At 41.1% G+C, this 25,280-nt stretch carries 26 protein-coding genes; 8 read left to right on the top strand and 18 right to left on the bottom strand.

Annotated features, from left to right (window positions below; all coding sequences use genetic code 11):
* The first annotated feature begins 5 nt into the window (after positions 1–5).
* On the top strand, positions 6–1,463 hold the full coding sequence (gene pdxR, locus BLR53_RS03360) for a MocR-like pyridoxine biosynthesis transcription factor PdxR (RefSeq protein WP_074587153.1): 1,458 nt from the start codon (positions 6–8) through the stop codon (positions 1,461–1,463).
* A gap of 46 nt (positions 1,464–1,509) precedes the next feature.
* Here the strand turns inward: pdxR and BLR53_RS03365 are convergent, their stop codons facing one another.
* The 6 genes from BLR53_RS03365 to gnd all read right to left on the bottom strand — a co-directional run bounded on the left by BLR53_RS03365 (position 1,510) and on the right by gnd (position 7,698).
* The gene (locus BLR53_RS03365; RefSeq protein ID WP_074587155.1) at positions 1,510–2,433 is read right to left on the bottom strand and encodes a carbohydrate kinase family protein; all 924 of its coding nucleotides are present in this window, start codon (positions 2,431–2,433) and stop codon (positions 1,510–1,512) included.
* Positions 2,433–2,807, bottom strand: coding sequence for a hypothetical protein (locus BLR53_RS03370; protein WP_074587157.1), 375 nt, complete (start codon positions 2,805–2,807; stop codon positions 2,433–2,435). The genes BLR53_RS03365 and BLR53_RS03370 overlap by 1 nt, the downstream gene beginning before the upstream one ends.
* A gap of 110 nt (positions 2,808–2,917) precedes the next feature.
* Positions 2,918–3,277, bottom strand: coding sequence for a winged helix-turn-helix transcriptional regulator (locus BLR53_RS03375; RefSeq protein WP_037444155.1), 360 nt, complete (start codon positions 3,275–3,277; stop codon positions 2,918–2,920).
* A 75-nt stretch (positions 3,278–3,352) separates the two neighbouring features.
* Complete coding sequence (locus BLR53_RS03380) at positions 3,353–5,527, bottom strand: multicopper oxidase family protein (RefSeq protein WP_083331982.1); 2,175 nt, start codon at positions 5,525–5,527, stop codon at positions 3,353–3,355.
* 74 nt (positions 5,528–5,601) lie between these two features.
* Positions 5,602–6,003 (bottom strand): hypothetical protein, encoded by a 402-nt coding sequence (locus tag BLR53_RS03385; RefSeq protein ID WP_143007812.1) that lies wholly within the window; start codon positions 6,001–6,003, stop codon positions 5,602–5,604.
* Positions 6,004–6,243: 240 nt separating this feature from the next.
* Positions 6,244–7,698 (bottom strand): decarboxylating NADP(+)-dependent phosphogluconate dehydrogenase, encoded by a 1,455-nt coding sequence (gene gnd / locus BLR53_RS03390; protein WP_037444158.1) that lies wholly within the window; start codon positions 7,696–7,698, stop codon positions 6,244–6,246.
* Positions 7,699–7,789: 91 nt separating this feature from the next.
* On the opposite strand from gnd, the gene BLR53_RS03395 reads away from it, so the two are divergent.
* Positions 7,790–8,254: a DUF1572 domain-containing protein gene (locus BLR53_RS03395; protein ID WP_074587164.1), complete on the top strand. Its 465-nt coding sequence runs from the start codon at positions 7,790–7,792 to the stop codon at positions 8,252–8,254.
* Positions 8,255–8,282: 28 nt separating this feature from the next.
* Positions 8,283–8,675, top strand: coding sequence for an acyl-CoA thioesterase (locus BLR53_RS03400; RefSeq protein WP_037444162.1), 393 nt, complete (start codon positions 8,283–8,285; stop codon positions 8,673–8,675).
* A 49-nt stretch (positions 8,676–8,724) separates the two neighbouring features.
* On the opposite strand, the gene BLR53_RS03405 is transcribed toward BLR53_RS03400, so the two are convergent.
* Positions 8,725–10,338 (bottom strand): Na+/H+ antiporter, encoded by a 1,614-nt coding sequence (locus BLR53_RS03405; RefSeq protein ID WP_074587167.1) that lies wholly within the window; start codon positions 10,336–10,338, stop codon positions 8,725–8,727.
* Positions 10,339–10,487: 149 nt separating this feature from the next.
* Here BLR53_RS03405 and BLR53_RS03410 point away from each other — a divergent pair, with 149 nt between their 5' ends.
* A complete protein-coding gene (locus BLR53_RS03410) occupies positions 10,488–11,636 on the top strand; it encodes a lycopene cyclase family protein (RefSeq protein ID WP_074587170.1) in 1,149 nt (382 codons plus the stop codon).
* A gap of 22 nt (positions 11,637–11,658) precedes the next feature.
* On the opposite strand, the gene nudK is transcribed toward BLR53_RS03410, so the two are convergent.
* The 6 genes from nudK to BLR53_RS03440 all read right to left on the bottom strand — a co-directional run bounded on the left by nudK (position 11,659) and on the right by BLR53_RS03440 (position 16,498).
* Positions 11,659–12,237, bottom strand: a complete 579-nt coding sequence (gene nudK, locus BLR53_RS03415; protein WP_074587173.1) for a GDP-mannose pyrophosphatase NudK — start codon at positions 12,235–12,237, stop codon at positions 11,659–11,661.
* Positions 12,238–12,284: 47 nt separating this feature from the next.
* Entirely contained in the window at positions 12,285–12,572 is a 288-nt protein-coding gene (locus BLR53_RS03420) for a hypothetical protein (RefSeq protein ID WP_074587175.1), read from the bottom strand.
* 16 nt (positions 12,573–12,588) lie between these two features.
* On the bottom strand, positions 12,589–14,475 hold the full coding sequence (locus BLR53_RS03425) for a gamma-glutamyltransferase family protein (protein ID WP_074587178.1): 1,887 nt from the start codon (positions 14,473–14,475) through the stop codon (positions 12,589–12,591).
* Between the two features lie 78 nt (positions 14,476–14,553).
* Positions 14,554–14,979, bottom strand: a complete 426-nt coding sequence (locus BLR53_RS03430) for an NUDIX hydrolase (RefSeq protein ID WP_244889445.1) — start codon at positions 14,977–14,979, stop codon at positions 14,554–14,556.
* On the bottom strand, positions 14,966–15,544 hold the full coding sequence (locus tag BLR53_RS03435) for a hypothetical protein (RefSeq protein WP_074587181.1): 579 nt from the start codon (positions 15,542–15,544) through the stop codon (positions 14,966–14,968). Before BLR53_RS03435 ends, BLR53_RS03430 begins: the two co-directional genes overlap by 14 nt.
* Positions 15,545–15,622: 78 nt before the next feature.
* Complete coding sequence (locus tag BLR53_RS03440) at positions 15,623–16,498, bottom strand: lysophospholipid acyltransferase family protein (protein WP_083331983.1); 876 nt, start codon at positions 16,496–16,498, stop codon at positions 15,623–15,625.
* A 152-nt stretch (positions 16,499–16,650) separates the two neighbouring features.
* Between BLR53_RS03440 and BLR53_RS03445 the strand changes: the two genes are divergently transcribed.
* From BLR53_RS03445 to BLR53_RS03460, 4 genes are read left to right on the top strand one after another with little or no spacing between them, the layout of a single operon-like run.
* Complete coding sequence (locus BLR53_RS03445; protein ID WP_037444173.1) at positions 16,651–17,688, top strand: hypothetical protein; 1,038 nt, start codon at positions 16,651–16,653, stop codon at positions 17,686–17,688.
* A 47-nt stretch (positions 17,689–17,735) separates the two neighbouring features.
* Entirely contained in the window at positions 17,736–18,308 is a 573-nt protein-coding gene (locus tag BLR53_RS03450; protein ID WP_037444174.1) for a porin family protein, read from the top strand.
* A gap of 41 nt (positions 18,309–18,349) precedes the next feature.
* Complete coding sequence (locus BLR53_RS03455; RefSeq protein ID WP_037444176.1) at positions 18,350–18,916, top strand: RNA polymerase sigma-70 factor; 567 nt, start codon at positions 18,350–18,352, stop codon at positions 18,914–18,916.
* The gene (locus tag BLR53_RS03460; RefSeq protein WP_074587183.1) at positions 18,913–19,899 is read left to right on the top strand and encodes a FecR domain-containing protein; all 987 of its coding nucleotides are present in this window, start codon (positions 18,913–18,915) and stop codon (positions 19,897–19,899) included. Before BLR53_RS03455 ends, BLR53_RS03460 begins: the two co-directional genes overlap by 4 nt.
* Before the next feature lie 32 nt (positions 19,900–19,931).
* On the opposite strand, the gene BLR53_RS03465 is transcribed toward BLR53_RS03460, so the two are convergent.
* From BLR53_RS03465 to BLR53_RS03485, 5 genes are all read right to left on the bottom strand, one after another.
* Positions 19,932–21,566 carry a hypothetical protein gene (locus tag BLR53_RS03465; protein ID WP_074587185.1) on the bottom strand — a complete coding sequence of 545 codons (1,635 nt, stop codon included), beginning with the start codon at positions 21,564–21,566 and terminating at the stop codon, positions 19,932–19,934.
* Positions 21,567–21,667: 101 nt separating this feature from the next.
* A complete protein-coding gene (gene moeB, locus BLR53_RS03470) occupies positions 21,668–22,714 on the bottom strand; it encodes a HesA/MoeB/ThiF family protein (RefSeq protein ID WP_074587187.1) in 1,047 nt (348 codons plus the stop codon).
* A gap of 20 nt (positions 22,715–22,734) precedes the next feature.
* Positions 22,735–23,847: a 2-iminoacetate synthase ThiH gene (gene thiH / locus BLR53_RS03475; protein ID WP_074587189.1), complete on the bottom strand. Its 1,113-nt coding sequence runs from the start codon at positions 23,845–23,847 to the stop codon at positions 22,735–22,737.
* Positions 23,840–24,607 carry a thiazole synthase gene (locus BLR53_RS03480; RefSeq protein WP_074587191.1) on the bottom strand — a complete coding sequence of 256 codons (768 nt, stop codon included), beginning with the start codon at positions 24,605–24,607 and terminating at the stop codon, positions 23,840–23,842. Before BLR53_RS03480 ends, thiH begins: the two co-directional genes overlap by 8 nt.
* Positions 24,608–24,615: 8 nt before the next feature.
* Complete coding sequence (locus BLR53_RS03485) at positions 24,616–25,275, bottom strand: thiamine phosphate synthase (RefSeq protein ID WP_074587194.1); 660 nt, start codon at positions 25,273–25,275, stop codon at positions 24,616–24,618.
* Positions 25,276–25,280 lie beyond the last annotated feature (5 nt).

A 25,280-nucleotide genomic window follows, 5' to 3' on the forward strand; every position in this document is an offset into this window, starting at 1 on the left:
CCAGCATGTTTTCATACGAACATATTATTCCAATAGAAAAAAAGAGTAAAATTCCTGTCTACAGGCAAATAGCTATTTCGATAATCAATGCAATAAGAAATGGCATTTTGAAACCCGGAACGCACCTTCCCAGTAGTCGCGAATTGGCCAAAACCTTATGTGTACACCGTAAAACGGTCATTGCAGCCTATGAAGAATTAAATACACAAGACTGGATTGTGATCATTCCCAGAAAACATGTTGCAGTCTCACAATACATTCCACTACTTAAACCACAAAAGTGGGACGAGGAAAAGATAACTTCTTCTTACGGACATGAGTTTAAACTCCCATTTGATACAGTGAATGAAAATGTAAATGAAGAAACTATATCTACTGCTTTAGACATCGTCATAGATGATGGATATCCAGATGTAAGGCTCTCTCCGATAGATGAATTACTGAAAACTTACCGCTCCCTCACTTATCGAAAGTACGGGATAAAAAATGCCAATAAGGGAACTACGCAAGGAACATTAAAACTGAGGGACGAACTAGTTAATTACCTGTCTGAGACCAGGGGATTGAATATTTCTGCAGCAAATATATTGATTACTCACGGAGCGCAAATGTCTATTTATTTATCTGCACATCTGCTTTTAAATCCAACTTCCACTATTATCGTCGGCAAGCCTAACTACCCGATCGCCAATATGGCATTTGAACGAACTGGCGCAAAATTAATTGAGGTAGACGTCGATGAATACGGAATTGACACAGATAAGATTGAAGCTATTTGCGAGAAGACAAAAATAAATGCGGTATATGTGATACCACATCACCACTATCCAACAACGGTAACCTTAAGCGTGGCTAGAAGGATGAAGTTACTAGAGTTATCAAAGCAGTTTTCATTCGCTATTATCGAGGACGATTATGACTACGACTACCATTATACTTCTTCTCCCTACCTACCGTTAGCAAGTGCTAATCATAATGGCAACATCATTTATATTGGATCATTTTCTAAAATACTAGACCCTTCAATTCGTATCGGCTTTATGGTAGCGCCGGCAAACTTCATAGTGCAATGCACAGCCTTAAGAAAAGTAATCGACTTTGGAGGAGATGGTTACATGCAAAACTCCCTGGCGACACTCATTAATGAGGGCGAGCTCAAAAGACATCTTAAAAAAGCAAAAAAATGTTATCTTAAAAGAAGGGATTACTTAGACCAATTGCTGAATGAACATTTAGCAAAATACATTTCTTATACGCTTCCCACGGGAGGAATGGCTATCTGGATTAAGCTCAATCCAGATTTTCCGGTTGAAGCAATGACAAAATACAATCTCAAGATCAATAGATTAGATTCAGCTCAAAATGCATTCCGATTTGGGTTTGCGTCCTTAGATGAAAAAGAGCTTGAAATGACAGTCAAGGCTTTGAAAGAAAATATTCTCAGTATTGAAAATACCTTGTAAATGCATACAGCGGGTCGGGTCTCTACGCGACCCGCTGTAAATTACACTATAAAGGTATCGCTGCGATCTGATGATTGTCCCTGAAGCCTACAAATTCTTCCAGTGTGTACTCTGGACATGCCCCTTCACGCGCAGTAATAAATGCGCCCAACGAAACCGCCTGACGCATAACCTGATCTGGTGACGCACCCTTTTCTAATCTCTTTGATAGAAAACCAGCCAGAAATGAATCTCCACTGCCCACTGTATCTTTTACTTCAATAGGGATTGTCGGGTACAAATAGAAATCATCTCCATTCACATATAGAGCACCTTTGCTTCCTTTGGAGATTATAACCTCCTGCATACCAAAAGTATCCTGCAAATACCTGACGCAATCTTTCTCACTGCTATAATCTTTACCAAGAAACTCTACCATCATGCGGAGTTCTGCTTTATTAAATTTGGCGACCTGAGTTTTATGTAATAGTTCTTTAATGACATGCACATCATAGTACGGAGGGCGTAAATTGATGTCGAAAACATTGAACTTACTTGCTTCTATTAATTCAAACAGCGTGTTTTTTGAACGTTTATTTCTAGTGGCCAAGGTACCGAATACCAACGCGTCTGCGGTGGTCAGCAGTTGTTTACTTTCCGGGATAACTTCGATGAAATCCCATGCTACGTCTTGCACGATGTCATATCGTGCATCATTATTTTCATCCATTGTAGCGATAACGGTACTTGTAGGATGCACTTTGCTAATCTGTATACCAGCGACTGACATTTGCCATTCTTTGATTTTATTCAGTAGTTCATGCCCTAATTCATCATCACCGACACTACTAATCATCGTAACATCTGCCCCCATCTTAAAAAGATGATATGCAACATTAAAGGGTGCTCCTCCGGCTCTTCTGTGGCCGCCAGGAAATATGTCCCATAGTACTTCTCCAAAACAGGCTATGGTAGTTCTTTTTTCTTTCATTATAAATTTAATGTGAGTTTAAGTTGTTCCGGACGAGTTACTATAATCTGTGCCTTACCGTTATACATTGAAACTTTCCCATTGATAGTTACCTTTTTATGCAAAAAAAAAGATAGTATGTCATGATCAAAATTCTTGTAATCATTTTTAGCGATGAAAACAGAAACAATCTGTCCGGGATACTTTCCCCCGATATTAAGTAAAGTGTGATTATCAAAAGCCCTTCCGTCATACACCGAATCAACTAACACAACCTCCTTACCTACAGCCTTTGTGATTTCTTTGAGATCCAATTGGCTAATTACAACATCTTGTTGTGCTTTCAACGAGAAAGACACTGCTAGGAGCGAACAGATTATTAATAGTATTTTCATATGCTTAAAGATACTTGTTATCAAACTGAACCTGTTTAATAGTATCAAAAAATAATCGTCTAATCATCCGGATGCGCTCTGAATATTCTTTGGAAACTCAGAATGCCTCACTATTTCATTAATTCACGATGCTTTGCACCCCATTCGTCCAGCTTTAACCAAATAGGCAACAGCTCACAGGCAATCGGGCTTAAATTGTATTCGACTTTCGGAGGGACCTGCGCATAAACAGTACGGATAATCAACCCATCTTTTTCGAGTTCTTTTAACTGCAAAGTCAGCATTCTTTCCGTAATTCCGTTTATCGCATCACGTAATTCTCCAAAGCGCAGGGTCCCGTTTTTCAACTGGTGCAAAATCATCATTTTCCACCGGCCCCCTATCTTACAAATGGCATATATAGAATCGCAATCCTGAGTAATTCTCGTCTCATTCAACATATTTGTTGAGTTTAGCTTTCTTTCTCCCATTATCTACAGAATTGATAATACCGCACTTTAGCATACATCTGACAAAAATAGGTGTTTATTTTAAAGCGACCTTAATTAATAAGTTAAAGTAAGTCCTCCGCCATAACCCATATCACTATCATAATGCGTGGATAATGAGAAAGCTCTGGTCATTATATACCTGAAACCAGCCATATATTCTTTATCTGTATTGACCATGAAATTGAAACGCAGCCTTTTAGTCAAAGGGACATCTTCCCGGGTCAACTGAAATCTTAAATTGCCTTTGTGGTCTACGGATGCATCGGCCACAACCAACATAGGCAAAGTGTACTGCAAGCCTATATGGAATACTTGCCTTAAGTTTTTAGTATTGTTCTGTCCGAAAATATTCCTATTCTCAGGTTCAATTATTCGTTTACGGAAGTCCCACCCTACATAAGGAAAGAGCCACTGCATCTTACCGATATACCTTCCAAAATGACTTTCACTTTCGTAACCCATCGACTTGTCAAAACCCACTCTCCATTCCGTAGTAAACCTGTAACGGGTATTCGCGAGCATGATTTCCCCGTCGCTGCCGTTACTTTCAATACCTATTCTCGCCATGGGATGAAACCCGTTATCCTCCCTGAATAACATCCGCTGCGCCATTTTAGGATTAGGAATTTCCGGATTTACAGGTGAATTTTCATAGCTGAATATTCTGCCCATACCGCTCATCATATGGTATAGTATATGGCAATGAAAAAACCAGTCGCCCCCTGATTCTGATGCAGCAAACTCTATCGTATCTCTTTCCATCGGCATAATATCAATGACATTCTTCATCGGCGATCGCTCGCCCTGCGAATTCAGCAATCGAAAATCATGACCGTGTAAATGCATAGGATGCCGCATCATACTATTATTATATAGAATGATACGCACATTTTCGCCCTTTTTGATTAGGATCTTATCACTTTCCGAAATAGTTTTATTATCTAAAGTCCATACGTACCGGTTCATATTTCCTGTTAGATCGAATTTCAATTCTTTCCAGGGGCCTTCCGGTAAAACTGTATTCTTTTTTGCACGCAACATGTCGTAGTTTAAGGTAACCATTTCATTTTTCTCAGGGTACATCACAGTATTCATATCCATGGTCTGATTTTGCATTTTCATGCCATCCATATCCTTCATATTCCCTTTCATATCCATCATATTATTCATCATCTTCATCCCGGCAAAATAATTAAGCTTCGGCATGTGCAGAGCCGGTACCTTCTCACCCTCACCCAACCAGAGCGATGTAGATTTTGTACGATCTTCCGGGGTAACCAGAAATTCATAACTCTTATTCTCAGGAACCGTTACGACAACATCATACGTTTCAGATACTGCAATGATCAACCTATCTACATCGACCGGCTCAACATCATTTCCATCCGTTGCCACTACAGTTATTTTACCGCCAGAGTAATTAAGCCAGAAATAGTCTGAAGCCCCGGCATTAGCGATACGCAACCTTACTTTGTCACCAGCTTTAAATTGAGGATGCAGATCCTGATTCCTGCCATTCACCAGAAACGTATCATAGTATACATCACTGACATCCATTGCATTCATGCGTTTCCACTCATTATTCACTTTGGTTTTGAAACTACCAGATTTAATAGCTTCTGAGTAGCTCTGCGTAGTGCCTTTTTGTACAGCGAACCAATCATTTGCATTTTTTAGATTTCTATGAACTTCTTCCGGCTCCATGTTTGTCCACTCACTGATCACAACAGGTATCGTTGGAATATCCCACTCTTCTCGCTTATTAATGATGAAAGCGCCATACATTCCGATCTGCTCCTGAAAGCCACTATGGCTGTGATACCAATGTGTACCGCTCTGGATAATCGGAAATTTATAGACATAAGTAGTATGCGGTTTAATGGGCATTTGTGTCAAAAACGGAACTCCATCCATCTTATTTGGTAAAAACAGGCCATGCCAGTGTAATGAGGTTTCCACCTCCAGATTATTGTGGACATAAATCTCTGCGGTGTCTCCTTCTGTAAAAGTCAGTACCGGCATCGGAACCTGACCATTTACAGCGATCGCCCTTTTTGGTTTGCCTCCATAGTTTACGGTTGTATCTGCCACATATAGATCATATCGTATTGTGCGGGATTCTTTCTGATTATCTACTTTTCTAAAGCTTTCCATTTTCGTTGTGCCGAGATCCTGAGCGGAGACCGATACATAAAGGCATAATAGAAAGACCATTAATATATTTTTCATTTGTATAAAATTTAATGTACATACTGTTCCAGCCGTAGCAAGAAGCTATAGCCATTGCTTTAACTACATTAATTCTATATCTGAAAACTCTGAATAACCGTCCTGATGTCCCGTTTCGGGGGGCGATCGCTATAATCCGTATAGAAATTACAGTGCAACTCAATATCTGTTGCAGGAACAGGTAACTGATAAAAATACGCGGGTAACCAGATTACCGGCAAGGAGATCTGAACTTTGCCTATCTCCGGAATTAATTTACTCTGAACCACCAGATCATTCACCAGGCTTTTGCAACAGAAGTCATCTGGTGGAAGATTAGTGTAAGATTTCACATTAGAAAGGTGGTGATGAGTAATATTGCTTTTAGGCCTGTGATTTTCGTTATGGGAGTTATTTTCCATGCTTAATGCGCAACCTATTCCAATAACAGTATTGAGCAAAAATATGACTAACAGAAAGATAGCTCGACTTTTCATAACTACACAAATCTAGACTAAGAATAGAAAACAGATTTACATAATTCAGTTCTTTTTTTACATTTTCCGGCGAAAAAAAAGATGCCGTATATCAAAAACTAATTGCAAAGATATTGATTGACAGACCTTAACAAAGAGGCAGTAAAGGTTATGGGCATCGCTGGGTGAAGTGCATCACGGAAATTCTTTTAAACAAGAAAGGCGCATCTAATGCGCCTTTCTTGTTTAAAAGAAGAGATTTTATACTCCGTAAGTCGTAGAAGAAGTTTCTCCCCCACGTCCTGTCCAGTTGGTATGGAAAAATTTACCACGCGGCTGATCAAGTCGTTCATAAGTATGTGCACCAAAATAATCACGCTGTGCCTGCAGCAGATTAGCTGGAAGACGCTCACTTCGGTAACCATCAAAATAGTTAATACCCGCGCTGATACAAGGTACAGGTATTCCATTCAATACTGCAGCTGAGACGACACGGCGCCATCCGGCCTGTGCATTCAGGATTTTTTCTTTGAAAAAGTCGTCAAGAATAAGGTTTTGTAATTTTGGATCCTTATCAAAAGCTTCTTTAATCTTACCCAGGAACGAAGATCTAATGATACATCCTTCACGCCACATCAACGCTATACTTCCATAATCAAGACTCCATCCGTACTCCGCAGCAGCAGCCTGAATCATTTGATAACCCTGCGCATAAGAAATAACCTTAGAGGCGTAAAGGGCGTCACGCAGATCATTAATAAAAGCTTCTTTGTCACCCTCAAATGAAGGAGTCGGCCCAGTTAAAACTTTAGATGCTGCAACACGCTCCTCCTTTAATGCAGACAGACATCTCGCAAATACAGACTCCGCAATTAGTGTTAAGGGAACGCCAAGTTCGAGCGCTACAGTGCCCGTCCATTTCCCTGTACCTTTCTGTCCGGCAGTATCCAATATCTGATCAACCAGAGGAGCTCCATTTTCGTCTTTAAAAGCAAGGATATCACTGGTTATTTCAATCAGGTAGCTATTCAGTTCACCTTTATTCCACTCATGAAAGACCTTCTGCATATCATCTGCTGACATTCCAAGCATCTCTTTCATTACCTGGTACGTCTCATTGATTAACTGCATGTCACCATATTCGATTCCATTATGCACCATTTTCACAAAATGCCCGGAACCACCGGATCCGATCCAGTCGCAGCAAGGAGAACCGTCTTCCACTTTAGCAGCAATTGCCTGAAAAATAGGCTTTACAGCAGGCCAGGCAGCCTCGCTACCACCAGGCATAATAGATGGGCCTAATAAGGCACCTTCCTCACCCCCGGAAACACCTGTTCCTACATAAAGCAGTCCTTTACTCTCTACAAATTTAACACGTCTTTCCGTATCGGGAAAATGAGAATTTCCGCCATCTATAATGATATCTCCCGGTTCCAGAAGTGGAATCAGAGTATCAATAAAATCATCAACAGGACGTCCGGCTTTGACCATTAACATCACTTTGCGCGGACGCTTCAGGGAACCTATGAACTCTTCAACAGACATTGCGCCAAAAATATTTTTACCTTTGGCCCTGCCATTTACGAACTTTTCTACTTTATCAACGGTCCGGTTATACGCTGTTACATGAAAACCTTTACTTTCCATATTGAGAATTAGGTTTTCGCCCATTACTGCAATACCGATAACGCCTATGTCAGATATCTCTTTCATTTTTATTTATACAATGGTTAATTTTTTGTTAAATTATAATTTAACTCTAATATATCGTAATAAATCTGCTAATTAATCAAGCTATACTACTATGCATTTAACAGAAGAGCTGGCAAAACACCTCAGATACGTTCATTTCGGTGGAAATTGGACGACTTCAAATCTGAAAGACAATTTGAAAAATGTGACCTGGCAGCAGGCTACAACCAAATTACAATCATTTAATACAATAGCTGCACTAGTCTTTCATATCAATTACTATATCAATGCAGTTGAAAAAGTACTGGCGGGCGAAACACTTCAGGCCAGTGACAAATATAGTTTCGATGTGCCACCTATAAATTCTGAACGAGATTGGAATTTACTTCTGGAAAAAGCCTGGACGGATGCCGAAAATTTCGCTTTGCGTATTGAAAAACTTCCGGACAGTATCCTATCAGAGAATTTTACTGCAGAAAAGTATGGAAGTTATTATCGAAATATTCAGGGAATTATTGAGCACTCTCATTACCATCTCGGCCAGATTGTAATCCTAAAAAAGCTTCTGCAACTGTGATTTAAAATATAATTTGGATATTTACAGGATGGAAGATTACCTGTTCGAAATCCAGTTAAAAGTCAGAGATTATGAGTGTGATATCCAGGGCATTGTAAATAATGCCGTGTACCAGTCTTATCTCGAACATGCCCGTCACGAATATCTGCAATCCAAATCCATTTCATTCAAACAACTAACCGAAGAAGGTAAAATCCTAATGGTATCCAGGATTGAGATGGATTTTAAGCGATCACTTACCTCAGGTGACAGCTTCCTTGTTAAACTAAAGATTGCCAGACAGGGAATAAAACTAATATTTTTCGAAGATATCTACCGTTTCTCAGATCAGGCACTTTGCCTGAAGGCCAAGGTCGAGGTGATAGCACAGATAGATGGCAAGCTGAGTCGGGGAGAAATCTTTGATACCCTTAACCTTTAAACATCCGGCACACCAGTTCGGCAATAATGCAGTAGCTGGGAACCGTCAGTTAAAGGACTCCGTGATTACGCTGAATTTTTAGTTCATTGAGATCCAGCTGCATTTGGGCTTTGCGTATTTCCTCGTCACTAAAAAACTTTTCCTTTCTCAGCTGAAATAACTCCTTACGCTGCAGCGCGTAAATATCAAATAACATGTGATGATAATATTCAATTTCGTTCAGCTCTGTCTCATCACACTCCAGTGAGGCCAACTGCCCCTGAGTTCTGGAGATATCATTTTCCAGACTGGATTTATAAAAACCAACCAACTCATTTTCTAAAATAGCATGCTGATACTTTTCATCGATTAAATTTAGTGCAATTCTGTCCAGTCTTAGTTTGATACCCGCCTGCTGCTCCTCTTCCCTTACCAAATGATCAATATCTTTTATTTTAATCAGCTTAATCATAAAAGGTAAAGTCAATCCCTGAAACACTAGCGTAACGAAAATTACAACAAATGTTATAAATATGATCAAATTACGCTGTGGAAAAGCAGTGCCGTCCAGCATGAGTAAAGGAATCGAAAGTGCAGTAGCAAGGGATACCACGCCACGCATACCTGCCCAGCTGATTACGAACGGACCTTTCCATCCTAAAGTAGGTTCCTGTCTCGCTTTCGCATTAATCCAACGCGGAAGATAAGTCGCCGGATAAACCCACAGAAACCGGAGCGCGATGGTAATTGCACTGATAATCAAACCATACTTGATCCCGTCGGCCACAGAGTAGTCACCCAGGCCCATAATAATCTCGGGAAGCTCAAGACCTATTAAAATAAAGACCAGTGCATTCATCACGAAAATCATTGTAGTCCAGACACCAAGCATATTCATGCGGGTGTCTCCGGTATTAAATATCTCATGTGAACGATACGACATAAAGAGTCCGGCACTCACAACGGCCATTACACCAGAAAAATGAAACTGCTCGGCAATCAGAAATAGCAAGTAAGGCGTCATTACTGTGATGGCAGCATCTATAGCTGGCGTAGTAGGCAAAAAACGATGAATAAAGTATACAATATGGGCCCCCGCCAAACCAACGACCACACCCATGCCGGCAACCAGAAAAAATTGTCCTGTCGCTTCCTGCATCGAAAAAGTTCCTGTCAGTACTGCTAGTAAAGCAAATTTAAATACGATAAGAGAAGATGCATCATTAACGAGACTCTCCCCCTCTAAAATCGTCATCAGTCGCTTTGGGACACTCATACCCTTTAAAACCGTTGCAGCTGCAACAGCATCAGGTGGCGAAACAATACCGCCAAGTAAAAAACCCAGCGCGAGTGTGAATCCGGGGATGATCGAAACCGAGGTATAAGCTATAATAGTAGAGGTGAAAAAGACCAGCCCAAAGGCGAGTAATCCAATCGGTCTCTTCCATTTCCAAAAGTCATTCCAGGACGTATACCATGCGGCTTCATATAACAGCGGCGGTAAAAAAATCAGAAAGATCAGGTCCGGATCAAGATGAAGCAGCGGTACACCTGGGATAAAACTTATCCCTAATCCGGCAATAACTAAAAAAATGGGGTAAGCGACTTTTATTTTCTGCGCAAGCATCACCAGCAGGAATACCAAGAACAGCAGTCCCAGGATAAGAAGTAAAGTGTGGTGCATAAATTGTCTGAAAGCTTAGATTATGATATATTGAAATGAATATCGTTGACGCATACAAGTTAATTAAAATTCGAACACAAATAAAACTATAACTTATCTTTAGCATCCGGCAGGTTCCGGCAGCATTTTATTTTAAGAAGCGTACCCAAATGGAGTTAAAACCCAAAATCTACGATTATATTATAGCCGGAACAGGAGCTGCAGGCCTTAGCCTGCTTTGCCATATTCTTTCCAATGACAACCTAAAAGATAAAAGCATCCTGCTAATCGACAGAGACCTGAAAGATAAAAATGACCGGACCTGGTGTTTTTGGGATACTGGAGAAAGTCCTTTTGAGAGCTGTTTAAAGCATACCTGGAAAAAACTATCCTTCCATTCCCCCGATTGTTCCAGATTGCTCGACATCAAACCCTATGCCTATAAAATGCTCGATAGTCTTTCGTTTTACAACTATTGTTTCAATCTGATTAAAGACAAGACTAATATCAGTTTTATACAAGATGAAATTCGACACGTAGACCAGGAGAAGGGATTGGTAGCTGGCTTGAAAGATAGTTATCAGGCTGCATATATATTTAACAGCATTCTGTTCAAAAACATCAATCAGCTTCCCGGAAAACACTATCTGTTGCAACACTTCAAAGGAATTTTCATACAGACTGAAGTCCCTGTATTTAATGCCGAAGAAGCCACGCTCATGGATTTTAGAGTTCCACAGCATAACGACTGCAGATTCGTGTATGTACTCCCGGTGAATAACACAGAAGCACTAATAGAATATACGGGATTTTCAAGCGAAGCTTTAAGTCAGGAATGCTATGACCTGGAACTGCAAGCCTATATTCAGGAATATCTGAGTATCAGTAAGTATAAAATTACACATGAAGAATTTGGGATAATCCCGATGACAGATGCTGCGTTTGACAAAGGCAGTAAAAAACTCATCAATATCGGCACTGCCGGAGGAGCAACGAAAGCATCTACCGGATATACATTCAGCTTTATTCAGAAACAATGTGCCAAAATTGCGGATAATCTTGCTGCAGGCGTGCATCCCCTGGCACAAAGTAGCAAACGACTTGATAAGTATCGATTTTATGACAGCATATTTTTACGCGTGTTATCAGAAAAAAAGATCCCTGCAGTATCTGTTTTCAGTGCTATGTTCAGCAAATTGCCCGCAGAGGTTATCCTGTCATTTTTAGACGAGGAAAGCAGTTTATTAGACGATATCCGTTTAATGTATACGCTGGATAAAGCTGTATTCATGTCAGCAGCCTTAAGAAACTTTTTTTAAACCGGCCAAATTGACCAGTAGTTTATCCTAACAATTTATGAATAGCCGCATGCTGTAGTAACATGATAGTTTTACCATCTTTGATTTCACCGCTGGTTATCATTTCCAATGCGCGTTCAAAATGGATTTCCAGCACTTCGATGTTCTCATCTTCAGCTTTAAGTCCGCCGCCGGCACTCACTTTCATCTCCGCAGCATATTCGGCTGTAAAAAAATAAATAAGCTCTGTTACTGAGCCTGGTGACATATAGGCCTCAAAAACCTTATTTATTTTTTCTATTCTGAAACCAGTCTCTTCCTCTGTTTCTTTCCTGATACAATCTTCAGGATTATCCTTATCAAGCAAGCCAGCGCAACATTCTATCATATATCCGCTTTTATTACCGTTAATAAACGTCGGCATTCTGAATTGCCTGGTTAAAATAACCGATCTCCGTTCCGTATTATACAAAAGAATAGTAGCTCCGTTTCCCCTGTCGTAAGCCTCTCTGGTTTGAACAGATACCGTTCCGTCGGAATGTGTGACCTCAAAACTTATTTTATTCAATACATACCAATCATCAGATAGCACTTCAGATTTTGTTATTTTTATCGTATTCATACACAGGTCATAATTGATCAAGATTTCCAGATATTGTTAGATGCGCTTTACAAGTATATTGACAATAATTGCTCCCACTCCTGCTCTAATGTAACATCGGGACGTGAAACACCCGATTTGCGATACCAGTAATCGGCATTCCAGATATCCCCTTCCTTTCTGTGCAGGTATGCATGAACGTGAGATGAAGCCTTGTCTTCAAGATGGTCAATCTGATCGTGTGCCTTTTTCCAGTCCCCGCGACCGTCATACCAAAGCGCCAGTAAATGAGGTGCCAGATCTAAAGGAAGTCTTCCTTCAGAAACAGACTGTTTGAAATCCTGAATATTTGCCATTTTATTTCATTAAAGGCTACCAGCCTATTCCATAATCTTCACCATGATTGCTCGAACCTCCCCAAAGACTCTGATGCTTCCAGTCGAAGTAAACTGCATTAATCGGCCCGCTCGTTCTATCACTGTAAGTTGGCGTGTAACCCATCTTTTTGAGCGTTTCGCGATCTTCTGCTTTGGTGTTGCTGTTTAGTAAAATCTGACCCGGTTTAGGCAACCTGTCTTCTGTTTTGGTACCGCCTAATGAAAGCCATAGTTGGTTCGTATTGAAATTCGGCGCTTCAGCAGCTTGCTGTACGTTCATACCAAATTCAGTCATATTTAAGAAGAATTGCAGCAGGTTCTGGTCTTGTGTATCTCCTCCCTGTACAGCAAAAGAAACATAGGGTTTGCCATCTTTTAGAGCAAGTGAAGGCGACAGTGTTACCCGCGGACGTTTCCCGGGAGCAACTACATTAAAAGGGTTAATAGTAGAGTCGAGTACAAAACTCTGCATCCGCTGACTCATCCCCATACCTGTATTTCCAGCTATAGTGGCGGGTAACCAGCCTCCACTCGGTGTAATGGATACAATCCAGCCTTCTTTATCGGCAGCCTCAACTGAAGTAGTACCTAACCATAATCTTTCCTGATATACCTCATCCTTTGAATTATTGGTCAGGTCATGTTTAGGGGCAAAATTACGCTGGGTAGTATCCATCTCAAAACCTCTTGATTTCAGCAAGTGTAAATAAGGGTTGGTTTTACCTTCAAACGGATAAGGATCGCCGGGACCAATATTAGGATTGTTTTTATCAAATGAGATAAGTTTGGCGCGTTGACGAGAATACTCCTTACTTAACAGACCTTTCATCGGTTCCTGAGGACCGAAGTTAGGGTCACCGTAATAAAAGTCGCGATCAGCAAAAGCAAGGTTCATCGCCTGATATAAAGTATGAATATATTTAGGACTGTTAAAGCCCATAGTCTTGAGATCAAAAGTTTCAAGGATATTTAAAGCCTGCAGCATAACCGGGCCCTGTGTCCATTGCTTTAGCTTATATACGTCAACTCCTTTATAACTAACCTTTAAAGGTTCTTCTTCCACAGGTTTCCAATTAGCCAGATCAGCCATGGTGATCAGACCTCCCTGCTCTTTACTGCCCCTTACAAATTCCTGTCCAATATCACCTTTGTAAAAACGGTCATATGCAGCCATTAACGCTTGTTTCCTGGTTTTCCCCTGTTTAAGCGCAGCTTTTTCAGCGGCGACTAATTTCGACAATGTCTCAAACAAATCTTGCTGAACAAAGATCTCGCCCGCTTCAGGTGCTTCTCTCTGTTCGCCCGGGTGGGTTAGCAATACCTTTTTACTATATGGCCATTGTTTAATTTTGTCTTTGTTCTTTTCAATCATATTGGCTGCCTGCGCTTCAATAGGATAACCCTTCGCCAGATCCATAGAAGGTGCGAGTACCTGTTCCAGACTCATCGTACCATAATTGGCAAGCATATAAATCAGTCCTCCCGGTGTCCCTGGAGTCGTAGCTGCAAGCGGGCCATATTCAGGTGGGAAATTATATCCTTTACTTTTGAAGAACTCTGGGGTTGCACCAGTGGGTGCTACTCCCATCGCATTTATAGCGATTACTTTTTTCGTTTTAGGATTATAAAGCAATAGCTGCGTTTCACCGCCCCAGCTTAAAGTATCCCACATCGTACAGGTAGCTCCGAGCATTGCACAAGCAGCGTCAACAGCATTCCCTCCCTGCTGGAAGATCATAGCACCTGCTGTAGCAGCCAGTGGCTTTCCGGTAATGGCCATCCAGTTCTTACCATGAAGAACCGGTTTTTGCGTCTGTTGTGCGAATACAGGATTTGCATAGCAAAACGAAGAGATAACAAGGGCGGATAATAATCTTTTCATAAAATTTTCAGATGGCTAAATTTAGCTAATTAATGCAGATGCGAATTAAAAGATCAGACCGTTTTTGTCACATTCTGGCTACTCTGAAATTAGACGATCTGCTATCAGTTGTTTAAAAATAGAAATTACACCGGGTACCTGTGCAGGCTCGGAAAGGTACGTTTCCAGGTTAAAATAAGCAACCTCTTCAATTTCATTAGTTGGTTTGATTTCTTCGGTCAGCTTATAGAGAAAACAATCCTGCTCCATCTGTATATTTGTGTTTTCTCCGAACGCAGGAGCAGTAATATGTGTGTACAGCTTTAAATTATTCGCAACCAGATCTATATCAAGCTCTTCTTTTATTTCCCGCTGTATCGCCTCCAGGGAGGTCTCCCCCTGATCAATTTTACCACCGGGAAGATACCAGGCTTTCTTATTCCTGCTGTAGGCGAGCAATAGTTTTTCATCACGTAATACCACGAGTCCTGCAGTATGTAATTTAATTATATTAGTATCTATCATTTCTTCCTTTTCTCCAGTTATTATTGTTATTTGTTCTACCCATTACAGCTACCCTGGAAGTATTTCCCTGAATAGATTTTATCCTTCCGAAATCCTCATCTCTGTCAAACTTATTAAAATATTCAATTTTCACAGGACCTACCAATTTCACTTTCCCCTTCGGATCGTTGATGTCAAAACTGTTATAATATTCAATTTTAATGTCTCCTATTGACTTCAGTAAACCAAATTTATCGTGGATATCAAATGTATTATAGTAAGTAAACTGAAGGTTCCCGATCGATTTAATTTTGCCGGTTGGATCATGCATATCAAACTGGTCATAATAACTCACCCTGAAATCAGGTCTATCTATACTGTTTCTTCCACCGGACCTCGCAGATTCCATACTTTCAATCTGCCCGCTGTCATCTATTACAACCATTACATCATTATCCAGCAGCAGTTCAATATACCTGAAACTATCACGATTGTTGTCAACAAAAAAACGGGCACTGGTAACAGTTTGCGCCTGTGAAAAGAATACCGTGCAGAGCAGCAGTACGCTTAAAAAAATCTTTTTCATAAATCCCGGGTTTACATTTGTGTATCCCAAAGATCAAAAAATCGGCGAATATCCGAAATAGACAATATCAATTTAAAATTATGCTTTCCACCGCCGGTGAGACCATAACCAGTAGGCCGGATGCCGCTCAATCGTCTGTTCCAGCTTGCTCGAAAAGGTATGCGTAATCAGGTTTTCAGTTGTTGTTGAAGCTGTGTCAGTGATTAGGGATAAAGAAATCTTCCAGCAGCACCTATCCTGCGGAATCATATCCAAATAAACCACAACAGCATTAGTTGCTCTGGCGAGCTTCTCTGCGCCATTAAACATCAATGTCGGTTGATGGAGAAAATCAACCTGGCATTTAGCCTGTTTTCCAGGAAACTGATCGGCAATAAACAAGGAGAATTGCGGCTGCCGCGTCTGCCTTAATAAGTGTCTTAATGCATGCTTTGCTGGGATCAACTGCATACCATACCTGCATCTTACACGGGTAACTAATTTCGCCATTACCGGGTTGGACAAAGGTTTATAAATTGCATTCACTTGAAAAGGCAGCAGTAAAGGCAACACATTAAGGCATTCCCAGTTGCCATAATGCCCCAGAACAGCGATAACGTTTCTTCCTCCTTTAAAATATTCTTCCAACACTTCCGGATTAATAAGCTTCACTTGTTTAAGCTGCTGATGACTACTGATAGAAAACAATCTAATAATTTCAACAATCATTGATGCAAGATGCAGGTAGAATTCTTTGGCCAGCAATTCAATTTCAAGGTAAGATTTCAGGGGCAGCGCTCTGGACAGATTTTGTAAAACTACACTGTACCTGTACCTAAAAATTGTATAGGACAAAAAAAACAACGGTCTGCCAACTAATGCGTTCACAATTAAATAAGGCAGCATTCCCAGTAAGTAGATCGGAGGAAAAATAAGGCAGTAAATGAAATTCAGGCCATGGTGTTTTGTCGTCATCTTAATTAATTTAAGATAAGACAAGCAATGTAGTATTTACCCCTATTAACAGATTGTCTCCAATTCTTGTAAACTCAATTAGTTGCAAGTCGACGTAAGGGTAAAGATAGAGTTCCGTGTTATGGCTCTGAATACACGAAAAAAACACCCCTATGAACTCTAAATTTTACTCCATCCTGCTCCTATGCATGCTTTTTATCGGAACACGTTTAAATGCGCAAAACCGGAAACAAGTCCGTACTAATGTCGGGTTAACTTATCCTTTAAGCAGCAATTGGACAAATGCGCCGAGAGACACCAATAATTTCTCTTTAAACATACTTGCAGGCGTTTCGGCAGCAGAACGGAGGGTCACTATAGCCGGATTGATCAATATTATCCATCACAATGCATCCGGCTTTCAGATTGCCGGCTTCTCCAACTATATCGGACAACAAGCCAGCGGTACACAAGTTGCCGGCTTCTCCAACTATATCGGACAGCAAGCCAGTGGTACACAAGTTGCCGGATTTATGAATATTTATAAAGGCGGTAAAGGCATGGCGATCGCTGGTTTTACGAATTTATCCGGTGGTAATAGTTCTGGTCAGATCTCAGGATTTATGAATAAAAGCAAAGATGTCTATTCAGTTCAGCTCACCGGCTTTATCAATCTTGCGAAAACAGTGAAAGGAATGCAAATTGCATTTATCAACATCGCAGACACCGCAAACCTGCAGATTGGAATTATTAACCTTTCCAAAAACGGAGAGAAAAGTCTGGGACTTACTATTGACGAAAATCAGACTACGATGTTAACTTTTCGTTCCGGTGGCAAGACTCTGTACGGGATTCTGGGTATCGGTTACAACTTCAAAAACAAAAAGGACAAATATGCCTATGAGGGAGGTATCGGTGCACATCTGCTGGACATCCGCTCGTTCAGATTAAACGCGGAACTTACGGGTGGTGGTCTGGAAAGTTTCAAACGCGGAGACTACATTAAGTCGACCCTAAGGATACTCCCAGCTTACAAAATCACTCCAACTCTTGAAATATTCGGCGGGCCTTCTCTGAATTTCGTCCAGACCAGCTCTGAAGATGGAAAGAGTCTCACCAAACATTATCTATCAAGCTGGAACGGTAACAAAAACAAAGATCTATATGGCTTCTATATCGGCTATTCTGCAGGGGTACAACTCCTGTTCTAAAACTTTACATACGAATTAATATCATTAAAATTAAAAACAAAAAAAACATGAAAACTTTCAAATTGACATTAGCTACTGCCTTACTTGCGCTTGCTTCAACTGCTGTTAAAGCACAAACCACACCCGAATTTACTTATGGCTTGAAAGCCGGAGTGAGCTTTTCCACCCTGAAAACCGGACTGAATGCCATTAACGATAAATCGGGCAAATTGGGTTTGAATGCCGGCGCATTTGCCAGGATCGGAAGTAAGATTTTCTTTCAACCAGAGTTAAACTACGTTTCATTCAGCAATGAATATCGTTTTAACAACACGAAATATGAGTCTAAGTTTAAACAGTTAAACGTACCATTGATGGCCGGAATCAAGTTAATGAATACCGATCAGATGAACCTGAGAGTTTCTGCCGGCCCGGATCTGTATTACAATCTCAATACTCCCTCGGCACCCGCAGGACATAAGTACAAAAACTTATCAGTTGGCGGAGTCGTTAACGCTGGTATTGATGTAGGAAGTCTTACCTTCGATGCCCGTTACAGCCTTGGCCTGAGTAAAATGAATAAAGACCTGGGACAGAAAACCAACATATTTAGTGTTAGCGTTGGTTTTAAATTTCAATAATATTAAGTTTGATCGAATCAATCTGCGAAAGAAACAGCTAAATGGAGTATACTCAAAACAATACCTCCCTGGAAAATGAAGCAGCGTTTGAAAAACTGTTTAAGACACATTTCAGAGAGCTTCATGCCTATGCCTACAGCCTGTTAAAAGATTGGGACCTTGCCGAAGATACCGTTCAACAAGTATTTCTTAAACTATTAGAGAAAAACGAGTGGATGCTTTTGCAGACTGCTGTGAGATCCTACTTATATAAAGCAGTTTATCATGACAGCCTGAATTATATCAGAAGACAGAAAGTCCAGTTAAAATATCAGAACATTACGGTACACAGCATGAAAAACCATACAGACGATGCTGCAGGCAGGTTGAAAATGAGTGAACTCGAAAAGCACCTGAGCAGTGCATTAAATAAACTCCCCGAAAAATGCAGGGCAATCTTCCATCTAAGCCGTTTTGAAGAGTTAAAATATCAGGAGATCGCCGTACAACTTGATATCTCCATTAAAACTGTAGAAAGCCAGATGGGAAAAGCATTGAGAATATTAAGAGCAGAAATGAAAGACTTTCTGCCTCTTATTTCTATTGTACTATATAAAATATTCAGATGATGAAAGGGACCATGAGCGAAGATATACTGATCAAATATTTACTTGGAGAAGCAAATGCAGTAGAAAAAATGGAAACTGAGATATGGGTTACTGCAGATCTTAAAAATGCTAAGAAACTTGACGACTTGAGGATTATTCTGGAAGCAAGCAGAAAATTGGCTGTATCCAGTCCCCTAAATGAAGAACAGGCCTGGTCTAATTTTAAGGTAAGAAAAGAAAAGCAGGTACCGGATCCTATACTTTTAAAATCTGTCAGCACACGATTCAGCTGGGCACAGATTGCCGCTGCAGTATTATTGATTTCTGCGGCAGGCTGGATGTATAGTTATTTATACCACCCCGGCCAGGATGATATAAAAACAATTACCTTAACCAGCACAGAAAAATTCATTACAGATACATTACCAGATGGTTCTATAGTTCACCTCAATAAAAATTCTAGCATTACGTATGCAAAGAACTTCAGTAAATACAGAAACATAAATTTGATAGGAGAAGCCTTTTTTGAGGTCAAGCATGGAATAAAATCGACTTTTACCGTCAGCGTAAATGACGTCCTTGTAAAAGATATTGGTACAGCATTCAATGTTAAAGCCTACTTGGGTAAGACAGAAGTTATCGTAGAAGAAGGAGTTGTAGAGGTAAGTAAAGCTGCGAAGACTATTCGGTTAAATGAAAATGAAATGGTCAATATTCATAATGGTAGTGCGGAAATGATTGTTGAAAAAAGCCCGGATCATCTGTACAACTATTACCGAAGCAAAATTTTCACTGCAAACAACACCCCGCTAGACCGTCTGGTTAACGTCTTAAATGAGGCTTATGGCGCTGATATCCGGATCGATAACAAAGCCTTAAATCATATCCCAATTACCGTTACAATCAGATGGGACAGCCCGTTATCCGATATTTTGGAGATTATCCGGGAAACCACACCTGAGATCCGGATCCAAAAGACGGGAACTATAATTCACCTCCAGTAAGTTTAAAGGGTTGTAATCGGAAATACGACCCTTTATAACACAAACTGCAAGCCGGCGTTAAAGCCACCGTAGAGCGTTTTAATCCGGTTTCTGCTATGTAAACTTTCCTTAAACTTCCATCCCTTAATTTCCATTCCATCCTCAGAATAGGTGGTACTGAAGTTAAACGTTGGTCCGGAGATTATTCTGAAATGCCTGTTCAAACGAATCGTATTCAATACCCTCGCAGAGTTGAATTGCCCATTTCTAGTTTTAAAGTCAATGAGATTTCTAGTTACGAGCTCCAGATTTAGCGTAAAATTCCTGCGGTCTATTAATCTGCCACCCAGTCCAACTTCGTAAGCATATTTCGCCGGATTATGGCCAGGCCTATATCCAATACCGATTATACTGTATAGAACACGCCCTCCAGAACGGAATTCAAGATGATTGAGTAAAGATTCGTCTGTAGATAAGGAGAATGTTTTCTCCCCATTTTTAATCAGGTTTATTATGCCAACCGGATAATCACTGCTATCTGCGACATTTAACAACAATCCAATCTGAAAACCTTTCACTTTCTCGGCTATATTAACAGAACCTGAAAGCTGGGATCCCGCCACCCCCTTAGTCCGGTTAACCAGGCCAGCGATTTGCAGACCATCCATCGAATCATTGTTATTCGCTATTCCGGCAATCTGCAAGCCCGAACCTTTACTTCTTACATTATTGTAAACCCCGGCAAGCTGAATCCCTTTTGTATTACCGCCTACCACATTAAAAACACCTGCGATTTGAATAAAACTAACATCTTTCCTATTGACATTAAACACCCCTGCCATCTCCAACCCTTTTATCCCCGCAGTGTAGCCTCCGATCAGATTTAATGAAAAATGGTCAATAATCTGACTGTTGTACATTCCATGCGTGCTTAGCCCGGGGGTAAGAGAGATCTGATATGGCCGGGAAGCAAAAAAATTCCCGAGATTAATTCCTTGCATCAATTGCCTGGAGCTAATAAAGAACCGGGCAAACCGGCTGTGCTCAACACCGTTGTCATTGTCAGGATAATAATCATAACGCTGATCGCGCCCTTTTCCGGCAATATTTATTTCGGGCAGCAGATACAAGGCGGTATCCCGGTAATTTTCCTTACTTGCTTTCAGCAATATAGATACATCTTTATTTTTCAGCTTCAATTCAAAATAACCATGATCATTAGTCATTGCAGAAATCAGCTGATTATGCTCATAAACACTTGCCCTGGACACAGGTTTAAGAGAAGGCAGTTCATTTACATAACCCTTAATTATGGCCTGCTTCCCTTTAGCAGATTCTATTTCTGCAGTTATATAGAATTTGCCAGGTGCGTTTCTAAGTACGATATAACCCGGAACCTCCTTAAATTCATAATCGTTGCCGAGCAATCTATCCAATAAACTAAATACAGACCCTTTAAAAGCACTTATCGAAACCAGGCTGTCTGCCGGGATTGTATTACTATTATAGGCGAAGTAAAAGTCACCTTTGTCAGCGACCATTTCCAGCACCTGCTGAACGGGTTGTTTTTTAACTTCGTTAAGGGTAACGATTTTCATCAGATTGTGCTGGCCATAAGCATGGGAACACAGCAAGCCCAAAGTCAGTACATAAACACAAGAACAGAGTAGTTTTTTTCTAAAGGTCATTTCGCTTGTCGGGGGTATAATTGACAGGTGTCACCCATCAAAATTAATATTATTACTAACACTATATCACATAACACCTAAATCCAAATCTACCCCTACGCCTATTTGAATAATAAAGTGCCCAGACTATACATTTCACCTTTATAGTGACCTTTTAATACCTGAACAGCCATTCTACTTCTTGAACCAGACTGACAAATGAAAACCAGTATTTTGTCTAAAGGTAATTGGGCGGTAAGCAGCTCATAGAGCGGAATATTTAGGGCCAGGGTCGGTAGTTCTTCAAATTCGTACACTTCACGCACGTCAATTACGCAGACCCTTTGAGCATGTAAATCCGAAAGACGTTTAAACTGCTCCAGATTAATTGCATACGCTTCTTCGGTGCCCGATTTTTCTTTGTCTTTTTTCAGGTCGGGATTAGCCCCCGCAATCATAAAGACCTGACTACTATTATCAAGCAGGTCTATAACCAATAGCCGGCCGGACAAAGGAGTTCCTATACCGGTAATGATTTTAATAGCCTCAGCAGCCATATAACTCCCAATAACACCCGGCAGCATACCCAAAACACCACTATCTTCGCAATTTGGACGCTGATCTTCCGACGGAGCTTCCGGAAAAACATCCCGGTAAACAGGCCCTCCCTCATAGTTAAATACAGAAACCTGACCATCAAATCTAAAAACTGCCCCGAAAACAAAAGGCATATTCAACAGCACGCAAGTATCATTAACCAGGAACCGCGTTTCAAAATTATCGGATCCATCCAGAACCAGATCGTATCCCCTGAATAACATCTCCGCGTTCTCCGGCACCAGACGTTGCTGGTAAGATATTATCTGAATAAGTGGGTTAAGTAAAGACAATTTTTCACTGGCTGCTAATGCCTTAGATCTCCCTATATCAGTTATACCATACAATACCTGACGATGAAGATTACTGAGCTCCACAACATCATCCTCTACAATACCTATAAACCCAACCCCGGCTCCTACCAGATATTGCAAAGCCGGGCAGCCCAGGCCACCCGCACCGATCACCAGTACTTTAGCTCCTTTTAGTTTTTCCTGACCTGTTATACCGAGTTCAGGCAGGATGATCTGCCGGTTATACCTCGCCAGATCTTCTTTTTCCAATGTGTCCATCTGCGCTCAATTAATAGATTTTACATTAAATGCTGATCCCAGTCTTTCCATACGGGCTCATATCCCTGCGCACTAATTATCTCCGCAATAACCTTTGGGCTGCGTTCATCACTGATCTCAAACTGCTCCAGAGATTCCTGCTCCACTGTATACCCTCCCGGATTCGTCTTTGAGCCCGCACTCATAGAGGTGATCCCCAGTTTAATTATATTATTCCTGAACACCTCCGATTCTCTGGTAGAGATAGATAACTCAGCTTCCTGATTCCAGAGCCTGTAGGCGCAGATTAACTGAACCAGTTCCCGGTCACTCATCTCCACTTTCGGCTCCAGTCCTCCGCTAAAGGGTCTCAGCCTTGGAAAAGACAGGCTATACTTGCTCTGCCAGTACTTTTTCTCCAGATAGTCCAGATGTACGGCAGTGAAAAAGGAGTCTGTTCGCCAGTCTTCCAGACCTATAAGTACGCCCAAGCCCATTTTATGAATACCTGCCTGCCCCAATCTGTCAGGAGTTTCCAGCCGGTATACAAAGTTTGACTTCTTCCCTTTAGGATGATGAATCTGGTAAGCTTCCCGTTGATATGTCTCCTGATAAACCAAAACCGTATGTAAACCATAAGGAACCAATTCCTTGTAATCCAATAGATCAAGCGGCTGAACCTCCATAGAAACATGAGCAAAATGAGGACGGATCAACTCCAGAGCTTTCTTTAAATAATCGACGTGAACGGTATGATTTGCTTCGCCCGTAACTAAAAGCACATGGTCGTATCCCATCTGTTTGAGGTGCTGTACTTCCTGCATAATCTCAATCCCAGAAAGAGTTTTACGTTTCACTTTATTGTCATAACTAAAGCCGCAATACGTGCAGATATTATTACATTCATTGGAAAGATATAAGGGGATATACAACTGAATTACCTTACCAAAACGCTGCAAAGTTAGTTGCTGGCTAACCGAAGCCAACTGTTCCAGATATGGCGCAGCGGCCGGTGAGATCAGGGCTTTAAAATCTTCCAATGTCCGATGATTCGCGGCTATTGCGCGCTCTACATCTTTCGATGTTTTAGAATAAATACTGGCTTTAGACTCTTCCCAGTCCATTTTGTCGTAAACTTCTTTGAAACTACTCATCTAAAAACAAGGTTAATGGGCTACTTGCCGCTGCCCGGTTTACAATGGGTGCAAGTTTGGCTAAATATGCCATACGACCGGCCTGAACGGCTAGTTTAAAAGCCACTGCCATTTGAACCGGATTTTCTGACACTGCGATAGCAGTATTGACCAGTACTGCGTCAGCACCTATTTCCATCGCATAGGCGGCATCTGAAGGCGATCCAATTCCTGCATCAATAATAACAGGTACCCGACTCTGGCTAATAATGATTTCCAGAAAATCAATAGTTTTAAGCCCCTTATTACTCCCTATCGGAGACCCTAAAGGCATGACTGCAGCCGTACCGACTTCTTCCAGCCGCTTACACAATACAGGATCAGCATGAATATAAGGCAATACTGTAAAGCCAAGCCGGACAAGCTCTTCTGTAGCCTTCAGCGTTTCAATAGGATCGGGCATCAGATACTTTGGATCCGGATGAATCTCCAGTTTAATCCAGTTGGTCTCCAGTGCTTCCCTTGCCATCTGTGCTGCAAATACAGCCTCTTTCGCATTTCTGACACCAGAAGTATTAGGTAGCAGGTTAAATTGAGGTGCTGAAAGTCTTCCCAGCAAATCATCCTGCTCACTGCCATCTAGCTGAACACGTCTGAGCGCCACTGTGACCAATTCAGATCCCGATGCGATCAATGCCTCTTCCATGAGTTCAGCAGAGCTGAATTTACCTGTCCCGGTAAACAACCGGGAACCAAAAAATTTATCGCCTATTTGAAGCATATTTTATTTCAATTGAGATGAACAGATTTTAGAGCAGGAACCGACAAAGCCTGTTTAATAAATTTTACAGTTACTGCACCGTCGGCGGCATTGGTTATTGCACCCGACAACGCCACACCATAGATACCTGTTTGAAGTATAGCGGGAAGATCTTCCGTTAAAATTCCACCGATAGCTATTACAGGGATATGAATCTTTGCCGCATTTACCTGCTCCATTATCCGGGCATAACCATCTAACCCTAAAACAGGGCTCAGGTTCTTCTTAGTAGATGTAAATCTATATGGGCCCAGGCCAATATAATCGGCTCCATCCTGAGCATGCCTAACGATTTGCTCGAAAGTATTCGCAGTGGCGCCAATAATAAGCCTGCCTCCTAATAATTGTCTGGCCTGATGAACGGGCAAATCATGTTCTCCTAGATGCAGCCCATCGGCACCCGATTTTAATGCAATATCTGCATAATCGTTAATTATCAGTCTGGCCTGGAAGCTTTCACAAAGTACCCTGGCCTTCGAAGCGATTTCAGATACGTCTTCCGCTGACTCGTCTTTGATCCGCAGCTGAATCCATTTACAACCGGCCTGAAGAGCTTTTTTTATTGCATCCAGGTGCGAAAAAGTCAAACTTTGCTGGGATATATAATGTAGTTTATCTATAGTATTCATTGTGT

It is taken from the genome of Pedobacter antarcticus, assembly GCF_900103515.1.
In the GTDB taxonomy this organism is placed as follows: Bacteria; Bacteroidota; Bacteroidia; order Sphingobacteriales; family Sphingobacteriaceae; genus Pedobacter; species Pedobacter antarcticus.

What these genes read in the sequence shown, in the direction of transcription:
- moeB (WP_074587187.1), bottom strand. Translation starts at nt 22,714, where the DNA reads ATGGACACATTGGAAAAAGAAGATCTGGCGAGGTATAACCGGCAGATC.
- pdxR (WP_074587153.1), top strand. Translation starts at nt 6, where the DNA reads ATGTTTTCATACGAACATATTATTCCAATAGAAAAAAAGAGTAAAATT.
- nudK (WP_074587173.1), bottom strand. Translation starts at nt 12,237, where the DNA reads ATGAATACGATAAAAATAACAAAATCTGAAGTGCTATCTGATGATTGG.
- BLR53_RS03430 (WP_244889445.1), bottom strand. Translation starts at nt 14,979, where the DNA reads ATGATAGATACTAATATAATTAAATTACATACTGCAGGACTCGTGGTA.
- BLR53_RS03365 (WP_074587155.1), bottom strand. Translation starts at nt 2,433, where the DNA reads ATGAAAGAAAAAAGAACTACCATAGCCTGTTTTGGAGAAGTACTATGG.
- BLR53_RS03375 (WP_037444155.1), bottom strand. Translation starts at nt 3,277, where the DNA reads ATGGGAGAAAGAAAGCTAAACTCAACAAATATGTTGAATGAGACGAGA.
- BLR53_RS03395 (WP_074587164.1), top strand. Translation starts at nt 7,790, where the DNA reads ATGCATTTAACAGAAGAGCTGGCAAAACACCTCAGATACGTTCATTTC.
- BLR53_RS03400 (WP_037444162.1), top strand. Translation starts at nt 8,283, where the DNA reads ATGGAAGATTACCTGTTCGAAATCCAGTTAAAAGTCAGAGATTATGAG.
- BLR53_RS03385 (WP_143007812.1), bottom strand. Translation starts at nt 6,003, where the DNA reads ATGAAAAGTCGAGCTATCTTTCTGTTAGTCATATTTTTGCTCAATACT.
- BLR53_RS03405 (WP_074587167.1), bottom strand. Translation starts at nt 10,338, where the DNA reads ATGCACCACACTTTACTTCTTATCCTGGGACTGCTGTTCTTGGTATTC.
- BLR53_RS03425 (WP_074587178.1), bottom strand. Translation starts at nt 14,475, where the DNA reads ATGAAAAGATTATTATCCGCCCTTGTTATCTCTTCGTTTTGCTATGCA.
- thiH (WP_074587189.1), bottom strand. Translation starts at nt 23,847, where the DNA reads ATGAGTAGTTTCAAAGAAGTTTACGACAAAATGGACTGGGAAGAGTCT.
- BLR53_RS03485 (WP_074587194.1), bottom strand. Translation starts at nt 25,275, where the DNA reads ATGAATACTATAGATAAACTACATTATATATCCCAGCAAAGTTTGACT.
- BLR53_RS03460 (WP_074587183.1), top strand. Translation starts at nt 18,913, where the DNA reads ATGATGAAAGGGACCATGAGCGAAGATATACTGATCAAATATTTACTT.
- gnd (WP_037444158.1), bottom strand. Translation starts at nt 7,698, where the DNA reads ATGAAAGAGATATCTGACATAGGCGTTATCGGTATTGCAGTAATGGGC.
- BLR53_RS03440 (WP_083331983.1), bottom strand. Translation starts at nt 16,498, where the DNA reads ATGACGACAAAACACCATGGCCTGAATTTCATTTACTGCCTTATTTTT.
- BLR53_RS03480 (WP_074587191.1), bottom strand. Translation starts at nt 24,607, where the DNA reads ATGCTTCAAATAGGCGATAAATTTTTTGGTTCCCGGTTGTTTACCGGG.
- BLR53_RS03455 (WP_037444176.1), top strand. Translation starts at nt 18,350, where the DNA reads ATGGAGTATACTCAAAACAATACCTCCCTGGAAAATGAAGCAGCGTTT.
- BLR53_RS03435 (WP_074587181.1), bottom strand. Translation starts at nt 15,544, where the DNA reads ATGAAAAAGATTTTTTTAAGCGTACTGCTGCTCTGCACGGTATTCTTT.
- BLR53_RS03380 (WP_083331982.1), bottom strand. Translation starts at nt 5,527, where the DNA reads ATGAAAAATATATTAATGGTCTTTCTATTATGCCTTTATGTATCGGTC.
- BLR53_RS03445 (WP_037444173.1), top strand. Translation starts at nt 16,651, where the DNA reads ATGAACTCTAAATTTTACTCCATCCTGCTCCTATGCATGCTTTTTATC.
- BLR53_RS03420 (WP_074587175.1), bottom strand. Translation starts at nt 12,572, where the DNA reads ATGGCAAATATTCAGGATTTCAAACAGTCTGTTTCTGAAGGAAGACTT.
- BLR53_RS03370 (WP_074587157.1), bottom strand. Translation starts at nt 2,807, where the DNA reads ATGAAAATACTATTAATAATCTGTTCGCTCCTAGCAGTGTCTTTCTCG.
- BLR53_RS03410 (WP_074587170.1), top strand. Translation starts at nt 10,488, where the DNA reads ATGGAGTTAAAACCCAAAATCTACGATTATATTATAGCCGGAACAGGA.
- BLR53_RS03450 (WP_037444174.1), top strand. Translation starts at nt 17,736, where the DNA reads ATGAAAACTTTCAAATTGACATTAGCTACTGCCTTACTTGCGCTTGCT.
- BLR53_RS03465 (WP_074587185.1), bottom strand. Translation starts at nt 21,566, where the DNA reads ATGACCTTTAGAAAAAAACTACTCTGTTCTTGTGTTTATGTACTGACT.